Source organism: Actinokineospora sp. UV203 (assembly GCF_056323665.1).
This window is the reverse complement of record NZ_CM150484.1, coordinates 2,808,458-2,821,045: the sequence shown is the minus strand read 5'-3', so window position 1 is coordinate 2,821,045 and position 12,588 is coordinate 2,808,458. Positions and strand designations below refer to the sequence as shown.

Below are 12,588 nucleotides of genomic sequence, written 5' to 3'. Positions count from 1 at the left end.
CCGTGCCCCTGAGTTCAGCGCTGCCAGACGACGAACAGACCGTCCTCTGTGGTCGTCATGGCCTCGATGAAGGCGTCGTTGTCGAAGCCTGGCATGGACTGCAGGCGGCTCATCAGGTCGTCCGCGGCCGGGTCGCCGGCGGGCACAGCGCAGCCGCCACCGCCGGCGCGCATCAGCAGGAAGAAGACGTCCTCTTTCCACGGTCCTTCCGGCGTGGTCCGGATCGCGACCTCCGCCAGCTCCGACCAGGACACGGCTTCCTCGGTGCCGTCGGCGAGGTGCCTGCGCACGCCGTCGTTGTCGACGGTGATTCCTGCATCGCCGGGATTGCCTGACACGCGACCTCCGAAGGTGGAAAAGGGAATTCTAGTTCGCCGCGTCGTCGAGTCTGCGCAGCGCGGCCCGGACGACCTCGGCATCGGTCGTGGGCCAGAACGGGGGGAGGGACGCCCGCAGGAAGCCGCCGTAGCGCGCGGTCGCGAGACGCGGGTCGAGGATGGCGACGACGCCGCGGTCGTCCATGGACCGCAGGAGCCTGCCCGCGCCCTGGGCGAGGAGCAGCGCCGCGTGGGTGGCGGCGACGGAGAGGAAACCGTTGCCGCCCCTGGCCTCCACCGCGCGCTGGCGGGCCGAGGCGAGCGGGTCGTCCGGGCGGGGGAACGGGATGCGGTCCATGACCACAAGCGACAATGACGGGCCGGGGACGTCGACGCCCTGCCACAGCGACAGTGTCCCAAACAGACACGTCTGCGGGTTCTCCGCGAACTTCTTGACCAGCAGCGACGTCGAATCGTCGCCCTGGCACAGGATTTCGATGTCGGTCCGCTCGCGCAGTTCGGCGGCGGCGTTCTTGGCCGCGCGCATCGACGAGAACAGCCCCAGGGTGCGCCCACCCGCGGCCTCGACGAGCGACTTCAGCTCCGCGAGGTACGCCTCGGGCAGGCCGTCGCGGCCGGGTGGGGGCAGGTGGCGGGCGGTGTAGAGGATGCCGCTGCGGGCGTGGTCGAACGGGGAGCCGACGTCGATCCCGGTCCAGCGGATCGAGTCGGGGGTGACCTCCTTGTCCGACGCCATGCCGTCGACCTTCTCGCCCGCGCTCTGCCCGGGCAGCCCCCACTGCCGGGCGAGTGCGTCGAAGCTGCCGCCCAGGGTCAACGTCGCCGAGGTGAGGATGGTGGTGTTCTCGCCGAACAGCTTCTCCCGCAGCAGCCCGGCCACGCCCAGCGGCGCGACCTTCAGCGTCGGCGGGCGCGGGGTGTTCGAGCCGTAGTCCCCGGTGATCCAGACGACGTCGCGGCGGTGGGCGTCGTCGGTGTCGAAGGCCTCCAGGACGCGCACGGCGTTGTCGTGGACCTCCTCGAGGACCGACATCGCGAGCTTCCGCGCGGCGACCACGTCGGCATCGGCGCCGCGCTCGGGGCCCAGCGACGACATGCAGTGGTGGGCGGCGTCGCGGATCGCCGTGATGGTGACGCGCAGCGGCTCCGGGATCGTGTCGAGGCGGCCCGTGGGGACGTCTTCGAGCAGCATGGCCAGGCCGTCGCCGCACTCGTTGAGCCGGTCGGCCGTGTCCTCCTCGACCAGCCTCCCGACCCGGCGCGACGCGATGGAGACCATGGCGGCGGACAGTTCCCCGGTCGCGATCGAGGTGACCCGGTCGACCAGGTCGTGGGCCTCGTCGACGATCACCACGTCGTGTTCGGGCAGCACCTGGTAGCCCTGCAGCGCGTCGATGGCGAGCAGTGCGTGGTTGGTGACCACTATGTCGGCCCGACCGGCTTCCGCGCGCGCCCTCTCGGCGAAGCAGTCGGTGCCCATCGGACACTTCGACGCGCCGAGGCACTCCCGCGCCGACACCGACACCTGCCGCCAGGCCTGTTCGGACACGCCCGGGACCAACTCGTCGCGGTCGCCGGTCTCGGTGTCGCTGACCCATTCCCGCAGACGGGTGACCTCCCGCCCGAGCCGGGAGATGGCGAACGGGTCGAACAGCGCCTGGTCCTCGGGCTCGTCCTGCGGCCCGCCGTCGAGGCGGTGCAGGCACAGGTAGTTGCGCCTGCCCTTGAGGATGGCGAACGTCGGCGTGCGCTTGAGCGGCTTGGCCAGCGCCTTCGCCAGCCGGGGCAGGTCGCGGTCGACGAGCTGGCGCTGCAGGGCGATGGTGGCCGTGGAGATGACCACGGTGCTCCCGTTGGCCACCGCGTGCCGCACGGCGGGCACCAGGTAGGCGAGGGACTTGCCCGTGCCCGTGCCCGCCTGAACGGCCAGGTGGTCGCCGGTGCGGATGGACGCGTCGACGGCTTCGGCCATCTCCACCTGACCCGGTCGCTCGGCGCCGCCTACCGCGGTGACCGCGGCGGCGAGCAGCTCACGCAACGATGGGAGGGTGTCCGACACAAGCGAAGACGGTACCGGGGTGGACTGACAAGCCGAGCTCACCCCCAAGCGCCACGCCGTACCGACTCCCCGGATTCAGGGTTTTTGTCACCCGCCGTGGAATGGGTGCGGTTGGGGTCGCCGTGATCGGGTGTCGTCACGGTCCCCTTGGGTGGCGGTGGGATAGCGCGGCCAGGTTGGCAGAGACGCTAGTGGTCCAGCGCGACCACCGATGTGTGCGTCTCGGTGTTGCGCCGAGTCTTGGTCCAGCCGTTGTGGCCGCGGATCATCCGGATCAGGGCCCGCCAAGACGTGATGTAGAACGTGTAGATGTAGAGCGCGTAGGCGAACCCATAGGCCACGCCGCGCAGGAAGCTCTTGTCTGGTTCGCACTTCTTGCGGTAGATCGGGCCCCAGATGAGGAACGGCATCAGCCCGAACGACCCGTACGTGGCGAACAGCAGCCAAGCGCCGCCGGAGAACCACTCCCACACCGCCACCGGGTCCTCTGTGGCGCGCAAGCCCAGCAGGACGAATGGAATCGGGTAGATCAGGGTGCCCAGCAGCTGCATCCACGGCTGCGCCAGGTAATAGAGCATCTCGGCGGCGCCCAGGGTGGACAGGTGCCGGGAGTCCCAGATGCGCCGGACGTACCGGGAGCACTGCATGGTGCCCTGGCCCCAGCGGGTTCGCTGGGTCAGGAACCGGCGCAGGCTGTAGAGCGCCTCCTGGTCCACGTGGGTGTCGACGGTGAAGCCGGTGTGCCAGCCCACCGTGAGCAGGTGCACGCCGAGTTCGAAGTCCTCCAAGAGCGCGCCGCGCCACGGGCCCGGGCCCTCGACGATGCTGTCCAACGCGGACAGCCGGGTGAACTGGCCGTTGCCGCCCATGGAGATCGTTCCGGTGTGGCCGCGGGAGAGCTGGATCGCGGCGATCGCGCTGCGGAACTCCAAGTCCTGCATGCGAACCAGCGCCGAGCCGAAGCGCTTGGCGAAGTAGCCGCCCGCGGCGGGCGGGGTGCCCCGGTTGCTCATCCGGACGTCGACCTGGACGGCGCCGACCCGGCCGTCGCCGAAGAGGTGGCCCGCGGAGCAGACCTCGAGGCAGTTCGCCGCGGGCCTGCCGTCGGCGTCGACCACGACGATGATCGTCCGGTCGGTGTCGGCGTGCTTGCCCATCCAGTGCTTGAGCGCGCGGTAGGCGGAGTTGAGCGCGTCGCCCTTGCCGGTCCTGGCCAGCGGCCGCCTGCGCTGCACCATGTGCAGGTTCTTGTCGCCGCCACCGCCGTGCTTGGGGCCGCGCAGGGAGGTGACCACCGCGGCCGTGTGGTCCTCGGAGTCGTCGTCGATGACCCAGACGTGCGCGTGCGGGAACGTGGTGCGCAGATAGACGATCGTGCCGGCGATGACCGACTCCTCGTCGCGGCAGGGCACGAAGAAGTGCCAATCCAGCCGCGCGGGATCGCCCGTGGGAAGCGGTTTGTGCCGCATGTACGGCACCACGATGAGGCACACGTAGGTCACGAACGCGACGCTCATGGTCAGCGCGAGCGCCTGGGTGAGTCCCAGCAGCAGGGAGAGGTTCACCGGTCCGCCTTGGGTTTGCGGGTGGCGAGCCAGACGAACATCACCAGGGCGGCCGCGCCGCCGATGATGCTCACCATCGACCCGAGCAGGGTGTGGCCCCAGTAGTAGCCGCGGTCGGTGCCCAGCCAGTCGATCAGGCCGACCAGGGTCAGGATCCGCAGCTGGTTCACCAGGATCACCGCGAGCGTGGCCAGCGCGAGCGCGCCGAGTACCCGGCCCGCGATGCTCGGGCGGAGCGCGATCATCACCGCGCCGACCACGAGCAGCGGAAGGACCAGGAATGCCGAGGTGCATTCCGGGCTCATTTGCAGGCCGAATGCGTGATCGGTCCCGAGTCCGAAATAGAGCGATTGCCGTTGGGGCGCCAGATAGACACCCGACGATGTGACGAAGCTCAGAATTCCACTCGCCAACGCCATTTCACCGGTCCGGTAGGCGCGGTTCATCACGATCAGCACCAAAACAAGAGCGCCGAGCGCACCGATCAGGATTCGGGGCCCGACAGTGGTTCTCGGCGTGTTCGGAACCTGTAGAGACCCTGCGAACGCCACTCGCACTCCTCCGTCTCGCCCGTCGAGTCTCCGACCCGTCCGGTCATTATCGGCGCTTTTATGAACGAACTTCATCCCTGAATCGGGTGATTCCGATCCAGCTTCACACTGCCGCAACGACTGGCTCCACTATGAGGTACGGATCTGGTCGTGGTGTCACTCGATTGGGTACTCATTTGATTCGGTCGTCGCAATCCGCCGTTGTGACCGATACGAAGGTGCAAGCTTGGTCGCTGCCCCGAGTTCCGGCTATTGCCCGAGCGACGAGCTTGAGTCCCAACGAAATCGGAGGATTTGATGCACAAGCACATGGTGCGTCGCGGCGGTGTGGTGGGCCTGTTGGCCGCGGCCGCGCTGCTCGCAGGCGCACTGCCCGCATCGGCCGCTCCTGGTGACGGATCGGCTTTCGTCGTCTCGGCGAATCTCACCTTGCTGGGCGGCTCCGCGATCAACGTGGGCCCCTTGGCCCCGTCCCACACCGACGGGCCGACCACAGCCCAGGTGGCAAGCGTCAACATCCCGAACGTGCTCACCGCAGGGGTGGCGTCGAGTCAAGCCATTCGCGACGACGCGACCGGTGCCGTGCACAGCGAGGCCACGGTCGCCAACCTGGCACTGAACCTGGCAGGCATCACCGGCTCGGCCGAGTCGGTCACAGCCACCTGCGACGCCACCCAGGCGGGCACCACCGGCACGACAACGATCGTCAACGGCACCATCGGCGGGCTGACCTTGACGGGGAGTCCCGCGCCGAACACTGTGATCAACGTGCCGCCGGGGCCGGTGCCCGCGCCGCTGCTGTCGATCACGCTGAACGAGCAGATCCTCAATCCGGACGGCAGCCTGACCGTCAACGCCATCCACATCAGGCTCACCGCGCTCGCGGGCAGCGGCGACGTGATCATCAGCAGCGCGACCTGTGGACCGGCGGCCCCGCCGATCCCGATGGCGTCCGGCGCGGGCCTGTGGATCGGGCTTGGCCTGCTGGGCGCGGTCGCGATCCCGGTCGGCTTCAGCGTGATCCGCAAGCGTCGCTCGCTGGTCACCGGATAGCGGCGGGAGGCCCGAGCGTGTACCGAGCTCCAGGCGGAGGTGCCGTCATCGGTGGTGGTACGGGACTCGCGGTGACCGGCGCCGACATCGGCTGGTGGTTGGCGCTGGGCATCGCACTGCTCATCACCGGCGCGTTGCTGCTGCACTCGCATCGGCGTCGAGCCATCACGGCGAAGAAGGACTGATCCACTCCAGGGCCCCGGGCGGGGATTCGTTTCCGCCCGGGGCCCTCCTTTCCTTGTCCGGCAAGCTGGAGGCACCGTGGAAGTCCTGCTCCTCGTCGGCACCCGACCCGAGGCGGTGAAAGCCGCCCCAGTCGCTCTCGCGCTGGGCGGCCACCCCGTGCTGCGGCCGGTCATCGTCCACAGTGGACAACATGCCGGGATGGTCGAGCAGGCACTGGAACCCTTCGGTCTGACCCACACCGAAGCCCTGGACGTGAACCGGGGATCGGGCACCCAGGCCGAACTCGTGGCCGAACTGCTGCCCGCCCTCGACAAGCTGCTCACCCGCCGCCGCCCGGCGGCCGTCATCGTCCAAGGCGACACCACGACGACCCTCGCGGGCGCGCTTTCCGCGTTCTGGCGCGGAATCCCGGTGGTGCACCTCGAAGCAGGCCTGCGCACCGGCGACCTCGCCGCGCCGTTCCCGGAGGAGGGCAACCGGCAGATGGTCGCGCGGATCGCCGCGCTGCACCTGGCCCCGACCGAGGACGCCGCCGCAGCCCTGCGCGCCGAGGCGGTGGCCGAGCGGGACATCGTGGTCACCGGCAACACCGTCGTCGACGCCGTGCTGCACATCGCCGCGGCGGACCGTCCCGCGCTCGATCCCAGCCTGGCCGCGGTCGAGCGTGAACTCGCGGCCTCGGGTGGCAGGCTGGTGCTGGTCACCGTGCACCGCCGCGAGTCCTGGGGGGCGCCGCTCGACGAGGTGCTGGGCGCCGTCCGCACCATGGTCGAGCGCCACCCCGACATCCGGGTCGTGCTGCCCACGCACCCGAATCCCGCCGTGGGCGCCCAGGTTCGGGCCGCGCTCGGCGGCGTCGAGCGGGTGTCCATCACGGGTCCCCTCGACTACCCCGACCTGGTCCGGGCCCTGCGCCTGGCCGCCCTGGTCGTCACCGACTCCGGCGGCATCCAGGAGGAGGCGCCGAGCTTCGGCGTCCCCGTCCTGGTCGCCCGAGAGGTGACCGAGCGGCGTGAAGCCGTCCGCGCGGGCTGCGCGTGGCTCGTCGGAACCGACCGCGCGTCGCTGCTCGCGGGCGCGGACCGGATCCTCGGCACGAACCTGCGCGTCCCGGCCGACCGCAACCCCTTCGGCGACGGCAAAGCCGCCCGCCGGGTCATCGAGGCGCTGGAGCGGCTGCTGCTGCCCGGCTCAGACCAGGGTGCCGACCAGCTGGACGTCGGCGGCGCGCAGCGTGGCGAGCGCGGTTTCCGCGGTGTCGGGGGAGACGGCGGCGGTGAGGCTGAGCAGCACCGTGGTGTCGAACCCGTCGCGCGCCGCGTCGACCGCGGTGGCGCGCACGCAGTGGTCGGTCGCGATGCCGACGACGTCGACCTTCGAGACTCCCTTGTCCCGCAGCCACTCCGTCAGTGACCGGCCCTCGGGTCCGACGCCCTCGAAACCGGAGTACGCGGCGGCGTGCGCGCCCTTGGAGAACACCGCCTCGACCGCGGTGACGTCGAGTTCCGGGTGGAACGACGCGCCCGCCGTGCCCGCCACGCAGTGCGCGGGCCAGGTGTCGACGAAGTCCGGGTTCTCGCTGAAGTGCGCGCCCGGGTCGATGTGGTAGTCCCGGGTGGCGACGATGTGGTCGTAGCCCGCCGACGCCATGTGGGCGCTGATCGCCGCCGCCGCCGCCGCGCCACCGGCGACCGGCAGCGACCCGCCCTCACAGAAGTCGTTCTGCACGTCCACCACGATCAACGCGGTCCGCTCGGTCATCGGTGACTCGCTCCTAGTTCATGTAGACGGTCGGGATCGCGGGCTCGCCCGCCGACAGCTTCAAGCCCTCCCACGGCAGGCTCACCAGGCCCTGGCGGACCCGCTGCCTGCTGTCCTCCAGCGTGGGCAGTGCGGCCACCGGCTGTCCAGCCCGCATCAGGGGAATCTGCAGCGGCCGATCGTGCTCGCCTGCCTCCGGCTGCTCACCTTCGGCGAGGTAGACGACCTCTTCCAGCGCGGTGCCCGTCGGCTTGTGCCTGCGCAGCGCCAGCTTCCGCCCGCCGCGCGACTCCTTGTGCGAGCTGCGCTTGGCGACGGGGCGACCCGTCACCTCCACCAGCTTGTAGACCATGCCCGCGGTCGGGGCACCCGAGCCGGTGACCAGGGAAGTGCCCACGCCGTACGCGTCGACCGGCTCGGCCCGCAGCGCGGCGATGGCGTACTCGTCGAGGTCGCCGGACACCACGATCCGCGTCTGCGTCGCCCCAAGCTCATCGAGCTGCTCGCGGGCCTGGCGGGCCAGCACGCCGACGTCGCCGGAGTCGATGCGGATGGCGCCGAGCTCCGTGCCCGCGACCTCGATCGCGGTGGCGATGCCCTGGGTGATGTCGTAGGTGTCGACCAGCAGCGTCGTCCCCGGGCCGAGCGCGGCGATCTGTGCCTCGAACGCGGCCTTCTCGGAGTCGTGCAGCAGGGTGAACGCGTGCGCGCAGGTCCCCGTGGTCGGGATCGCGAATGTCCGCCCGGCCTCCAGGTTGGACGTGGTGGAGAACCCGGCGAGGAACGCGGCGCGGGCCGAGGACACCGCCGCGTGCTCGTGCGTGCGCCGCGAGCCCATCTCGATGATCGGCCTGCCGTTGGCCGCGCTCGCCATCCGCGCGCCCGCCGAGACGATGGCGCTGTCGTGGTTGAGGATCGACAGGGCCAGCGTCTCCAGCACCACGGCATCGGCGAAGGTGCCGGTGACGGTGAGGATCGGCGAGCCGGGGAAGTACAGCTCGCCCTCGGGGTAGCCGTCCACGTCGCCGGCGAAGCGGTAGTCGGCCAGCCAGCCCAGGGTCGCCTCGTCGACGACCTTCGTCGCCCGCAGGTGGCGCAGCTCGTCGTCGCCGAAGCGGAAATCGGCCACCGCGTCGATGAACCGCCGGGTGCCGCCGACGAGGCCGTAGCGCCTGCCGTCGGGCAGCCGCCGGGCGAAGGTCTCGAACACGCAGGTCCGGTCGCCCGTGCCGTCCGCGAGCGCGGCCGCCAGCATGGTCAACTCGTAGTGGTCGGTCAGCAGGGCCGTGCTCGGTGAGGTCGCAACCATGGTCGGGAAGCCTATTGCCCGGCACGTTCGCGCGGGTGGATGCGATCTGTGATGTTGTACTCCGAACGAATGAAGATCCGCCGCACCCGCGCGAAGCGGACATGCCACCATTGACACCATGACCGCCCCCGTCGACATGGAACAGACACAGTCCGACCCGACAGGCGCCGCTGTCGTCTCCGAGGACGTGCCCTGGCAGACGGTCGTCTGGAACGATCCGGTGAACCTGATGTCGTACGTGACCTACGTCTTCCAGAAGCTGTTCGGGTACGACCGCGACAAGGCGACGAAGCTGATGCTCGACGTCCACCACGAAGGCAAAGCCATCGTCTCCCACGGCGCCAAGGAGAAGGTGGAGGGCGATGTGGCGAAACTGCACGCGGCCGGGCTCTGGGCGACGATGGAACACCAGTCGTGAAGCCGTGGAAGCGCAAGGGTGACAAGGTCTTCGGCGAGCTCGACAAGCAGGAGGCCGCTGTCCTGCGCGGCCTGGTGTCGCAGATCGACGACATGCTCAAGGCGCGCATCGAGGAGACGCCCCAGGACGAGCTGGCCGAGCTGACCGGTATCCGCACCGGCCCGACCACCTCCCCGGACGACCCGGTGCTCTCGCGGCTGCTGCCCGACTTCCACCGGCTCGACGACGACAACCCGAGCAAGGAAGAGCTGGATTCCGCCGCCGCGCTGCGCTCGATCCACGAGCCGACGCTGCTCGACCTCAAGACCGGCGTCGCGGGCGTCGTGCTCGACACCTGCCCGATGTTCGGCGGCGGGGTCCGGCTGTCGCTGGAGCAGGCCGACGCCTGGCTCTCCGCGCTCAACGACGTGCGGCTGGCGCTGGGCACGGCCATCGACATCAGCGAGGACATGCCCGAGGAACTGCCCGACGACGACCCGCGCAGCCCCCACCTCGCGGTCTACCACTGGCTGACCTGGGTGCAGGAGTCCCTGGTCCAGGCCCTGTCGGCGGAATGAACGCGATCACCGACGTGCCCGGCGTCCTCGTCGGCCACCATCACCGCGTCGGCGACGGCTGGGCCACCGGCACCACGGTCGTGCTGCTGCCCGAGGGCACGGTCGGCGGTGTCGACGGGCGCGGGGGAGCGCCGGGCACCCGCGAGACCGACCTGCTGGCCCCGGAGAACCTGGTCGACCGGATCGACGCGGTCTGCCTGTCCGGCGGCAGCGCGTACGGCCTGGTCGCCGCCGACGGCGTGATGCGCTGGCTGGCCGAGCACAACCGCGGCTTCCCCGTGGGCGCCGCGCCGCACGAGGTGGTGCCGATCGTGCCCGCCGCCGTGCTGTTCGACCTGCCCCGCGGGGCGTGGGGCAACCGGCCGACCTCGGACTTCGGGTACGAGGCCTGCGCGGCGGCGTCGACGTCGGTCGAGCAGGGCTGCGTCGGCGCGGGCGCGGGCGCCCGGGCGGGGTCGCTCAAGGGCGGCATCGGGACCGCGAGCGTGCGTGTGGGCGAGTTCACCGTGGGGGCTATCGCGGCGGTGAACGCGCGCGGGGAGGTCGTCGACCTGAAGACCGGCACACCGTGGGCCGCCGACCTGGGTCTGCCCGGCGAGTTCCCGGCTTCTCCGGGTCGCGCGGCCGAGTTGCCGACCGTCGCGTCGGACCTGAACACCACGATCGGTGTCGTCGCCACCGACGCCAAGCTCGACAAGGCGGCCTGCCGCAGGCTCGCGATGGCCGCCCAGGACGGCCTGGCCCGCGCGGTCCGACCAGCGCATTCCTTGTTCGACGGCGACACCGTCTTCGCCGCCGCCACCGGCGCGCGCCCGGTCTCGGGCCCGTTCGAGCTCGACGCCCTCTACGCGGCGGCGGCCGACGTGTTCGCCCGGGCGATGGTCCACGGTGTCCTGGCGGCCCGCACGGTCGGCGAATTGCGCTCTTACCAGGAGGTCTGGTCCTAGCAAGCCAGTCACGTGCCGACTCTCACAGACTGGGAGTGGCCCATCCACCACGTAGGATGGGCGTGTGTTGCAGATACGCCGAGACCTAGTGGACGCGATGGTGGCGCATGCCCGTCGCGACCACCCGGACGAGGCATGCGGCGTCATCGCCGGCCCCGAGGGAAGTGACCGCCCCGAGCGGTTCATCCCCATGCTCAACGCGGCCCGCTCGCCGACGTTCTACGAGTTCGACTCGGCCGATCTGCTCAAGCTCTACCGCGACATGGACGCCAATGACGAGGTGCCGGTGGTCATCTACCACTCGCACACCGCCACCGAGGCCTATCCGTCGCGCACCGACGTGTCCTACGCCTCCGAGCCGGACGCGCACTACGTGCTGGTTTCCACCCGCGACGCGAACGAGCACGAGCTGCGTTCGTACCGGATCGTCGACGGCGTCATCACCGAAGAGCCCGTCGAGGTCGTGGAGTCCTACCGGTTCGCCCACACGGGCCCCGACGACATTCCCGAGCCAAGCGCTCTGTGACTTTTCGCGGTATCGGAATACCGGCCGCGTCTCCGCACGTCATATCTGATCGAACAGGCAAACCCGGAGGTTTCACGTGGCCGTCACCGTTTCCATCCCCACCATCCTGCGCACCCACACCGGCGGCGAGAAGTCCGTGCCCGCCGCGGGCGCGACCGTCGCCGAGATCATCGACCACCTCGAGGACAAGCACGGCGGTCTCAAAGCGCGCCTGGTCAAGGACGGTTCGCTGCACCGCTTCGTCAACATTTACGTCAACGACGAGGACGTGCGCTTCGCGGGCGGACTCGAGGCCAAGGTCGCCGACGGCGACAACGTGACCATCCTGCCCGCGGTCGCGGGCGGCTCCCGCTAAGGAGCACCAGCCATGGCCCGGTACGACTCGCTCATCGCCTCCCTCGGCGACACGCCGCTGGTCGGGCTGCCGAATCTGGCGCCCACACCGAACGTCCGACTCTGGGCCAAGCTGGAAGACCGCAACCCGACGGGGTCGATCAAGGACCGGCCCGCGCTGGCCATGATCGAGTCCGCCGAGCGCGACGGCAGGTTGGTCCCGGGCAGCACGATCCTGGAGCCCACCTCGGGCAACACCGGGATCGCGCTGGCCATGGCCGCCAAGATCAAGGGCTACGGCCTGGTCTGCGTCATGCCGGAGAACACCTCCGAGGAGCGCAAGCAGCTCCTGCAGGCTTACGGCGCCCGGATCGTCTACTCCCCGGCGGCGGGCGGCTCGAACGAAGCCGTGCGCCGGGCGCGGGAGATTTCGGAGCAGAACCCGGACTGGGTGATGCTCTACCAGTACGGCAACCCGGACAACGCGCGTGCGCACTACGAGGGCACGGGCCCGGAGATCCTGCGGGACCTGCCGACGATCACGCACTTCGTCGCGGGCCTGGGCACCACCGGGACGCTGGTGGGTGTGGGCCGCTACCTGCGTGAGCAGAAGCCGGACATCCAGGTGATCGCCGCCGAACCACGGTACGGGGAGCTGGTCTACGGCCTGCGCAACCTCGATGAGGGCTTCGTCCCGGAGCTGTATGACCCGGACGTGCTCACGGGCCGCTACTCGGTCGGATCGTATGACGCACTGCGTCGGACGAGGCAGTTGCTGGAGGTCGAAGGCATCTTCGCCGGCATCTCCACGGGCGCGATCCTGCACGCGGCGCTGGCCGTGGCGGAGAAGGCGGCCGGGACAGGTGAACCGGCGGACGTGGCCTTCATCGTCGCGGACGCCGGCTGGAAGTACCTGTCCACCGGCGCGTACGCGGGCACCCTCGACGAAGCCGCCGACCGCCTCGACGGCCACCTCTGGGCCTGA

General features: G+C 70.2%; 14 protein-coding genes and 1 pseudogene. 9 read left to right on the top strand and 6 right to left on the bottom strand.

Translation table 11 applies throughout. From position 1 onward, the window contains the following. Positions 1-14 precede the first annotated feature (14 nt). The 4 genes from ACUZ2Y_RS13135 to xrtP form a co-directional block, all read right to left on the bottom strand. Positions 15-338 carry a hypothetical protein gene (locus ACUZ2Y_RS13135; protein WP_476330491.1) on the bottom strand — a complete coding sequence of 108 codons (324 nt, stop codon included), beginning with the start codon at positions 336-338 and terminating at the stop codon, positions 15-17. A 28-nt stretch (positions 339-366) separates the two neighbouring features. Further along, entirely contained in the window at positions 367-2,397 is a 2,031-nt protein-coding gene (locus ACUZ2Y_RS13130) for an ATP-dependent DNA helicase (RefSeq protein WP_476330488.1), read from the bottom strand. A gap of 188 nt (positions 2,398-2,585) precedes the next feature. After that, complete coding sequence (locus ACUZ2Y_RS13125; RefSeq protein WP_476331767.1) at positions 2,586-3,914, bottom strand: glycosyltransferase; 1,329 nt, start codon at positions 3,912-3,914, stop codon at positions 2,586-2,588. A gap of 44 nt (positions 3,915-3,958) precedes the next feature. After that, positions 3,959-4,513 (bottom strand): exosortase P, encoded by a 555-nt coding sequence (gene xrtP, locus ACUZ2Y_RS13120; RefSeq protein WP_476330486.1) that lies wholly within the window; start codon positions 4,511-4,513, stop codon positions 3,959-3,961. 297 nt (positions 4,514-4,810) lie between these two features. Between xrtP and ACUZ2Y_RS13115 the strand changes: the two genes are divergently transcribed. The 3 genes and pseudogenes from ACUZ2Y_RS13115 to wecB form a co-directional block, all read left to right on the top strand. Further along, the gene (locus ACUZ2Y_RS13115; protein ID WP_476330484.1) at positions 4,811-5,566 is read left to right on the top strand and encodes a choice-of-anchor P family protein; all 756 of its coding nucleotides are present in this window, start codon (positions 4,811-4,813) and stop codon (positions 5,564-5,566) included. Positions 5,567-5,583: 17 nt separating this feature from the next. Beyond that, a complete protein-coding gene (locus ACUZ2Y_RS13110) occupies positions 5,584-5,751 on the top strand; it encodes an LPXTG cell wall anchor domain-containing protein (protein ID WP_476330481.1) in 168 nt (55 codons plus the stop codon). 76 nt (positions 5,752-5,827) lie between these two features. After that, positions 5,828-6,934: pseudogene (gene wecB, locus ACUZ2Y_RS13105) on the top strand (non-hydrolyzing UDP-N-acetylglucosamine 2-epimerase); the annotation flags it as partial. Between the two features lie 9 nt (positions 6,935-6,943). Here the strand turns inward: wecB and ACUZ2Y_RS13100 are convergent. Further along, positions 6,944-7,513, bottom strand: coding sequence for an isochorismatase family protein (locus tag ACUZ2Y_RS13100; protein WP_476330478.1), 570 nt, complete (start codon positions 7,511-7,513; stop codon positions 6,944-6,946). A gap of 13 nt (positions 7,514-7,526) precedes the next feature. After that, positions 7,527-8,822 (bottom strand): nicotinate phosphoribosyltransferase, encoded by a 1,296-nt coding sequence (locus ACUZ2Y_RS13095; RefSeq protein WP_476330475.1) that lies wholly within the window; start codon positions 8,820-8,822, stop codon positions 7,527-7,529. Positions 8,823-8,940: 118 nt separating this feature from the next. Between ACUZ2Y_RS13095 and clpS the strand changes: the two genes are divergently transcribed. The 6 genes from clpS to ACUZ2Y_RS13065 all read left to right on the top strand — a co-directional run bounded on the left by clpS (position 8,941) and on the right by ACUZ2Y_RS13065 (position 12,588). Further along, the gene (clpS, locus tag ACUZ2Y_RS13090) at positions 8,941-9,240 is read left to right on the top strand and encodes an ATP-dependent Clp protease adapter ClpS (RefSeq protein ID WP_476330473.1); all 300 of its coding nucleotides are present in this window, start codon (positions 8,941-8,943) and stop codon (positions 9,238-9,240) included. Continuing rightward, positions 9,237-9,797 (top strand): DUF2017 domain-containing protein, encoded by a 561-nt coding sequence (locus ACUZ2Y_RS13085; RefSeq protein ID WP_476330470.1) that lies wholly within the window; start codon positions 9,237-9,239, stop codon positions 9,795-9,797. Before clpS ends, ACUZ2Y_RS13085 begins: the two co-directional genes overlap by 4 nt. Next, positions 9,794-10,744, top strand: a complete 951-nt coding sequence (locus tag ACUZ2Y_RS13080; RefSeq protein WP_476330468.1) for a P1 family peptidase — start codon at positions 9,794-9,796, stop codon at positions 10,742-10,744. The genes ACUZ2Y_RS13085 and ACUZ2Y_RS13080 overlap by 4 nt, the downstream gene beginning before the upstream one ends. Positions 10,745-10,808: 64 nt before the next feature. Further along, positions 10,809-11,270 carry a M67 family metallopeptidase gene (locus ACUZ2Y_RS13075; RefSeq protein ID WP_476330465.1) on the top strand — a complete coding sequence of 154 codons (462 nt, stop codon included), beginning with the start codon at positions 10,809-10,811 and terminating at the stop codon, positions 11,268-11,270. Positions 11,271-11,346: 76 nt separating this feature from the next. After that, positions 11,347-11,625: a MoaD/ThiS family protein gene (locus ACUZ2Y_RS13070; RefSeq protein WP_476330463.1), complete on the top strand. Its 279-nt coding sequence runs from the start codon at positions 11,347-11,349 to the stop codon at positions 11,623-11,625. A gap of 12 nt (positions 11,626-11,637) precedes the next feature. Continuing rightward, positions 11,638-12,588: a PLP-dependent cysteine synthase family protein gene (locus ACUZ2Y_RS13065; RefSeq protein WP_476330461.1), complete on the top strand. Its 951-nt coding sequence runs from the start codon at positions 11,638-11,640 to the stop codon at positions 12,586-12,588.

Excerpts from the sequence above, each read along its gene's own strand:
- ACUZ2Y_RS13125 (WP_476331767.1), bottom strand. The coding sequence starts at position 3,914 with ATGAGCGTCGCGTTCGTGACCTACGTGTGCCTCATCGTGGTGCCGTAC.
- ACUZ2Y_RS13115 (WP_476330484.1), top strand. The coding sequence starts at position 4,811 with ATGCACAAGCACATGGTGCGTCGCGGCGGTGTGGTGGGCCTGTTGGCC.
- ACUZ2Y_RS13100 (WP_476330478.1), bottom strand. The coding sequence starts at position 7,513 with ATGACCGAGCGGACCGCGTTGATCGTGGTGGACGTGCAGAACGACTTC.
- ACUZ2Y_RS13095 (WP_476330475.1), bottom strand. The coding sequence starts at position 8,822 with ATGGTTGCGACCTCACCGAGCACGGCCCTGCTGACCGACCACTACGAG.
- clpS (WP_476330473.1), top strand. The coding sequence starts at position 8,941 with ATGACCGCCCCCGTCGACATGGAACAGACACAGTCCGACCCGACAGGC.
- ACUZ2Y_RS13080 (WP_476330468.1), top strand. The coding sequence starts at position 9,794 with ATGAACGCGATCACCGACGTGCCCGGCGTCCTCGTCGGCCACCATCAC.
- ACUZ2Y_RS13065 (WP_476330461.1), top strand. The coding sequence starts at position 11,638 with ATGGCCCGGTACGACTCGCTCATCGCCTCCCTCGGCGACACGCCGCTG.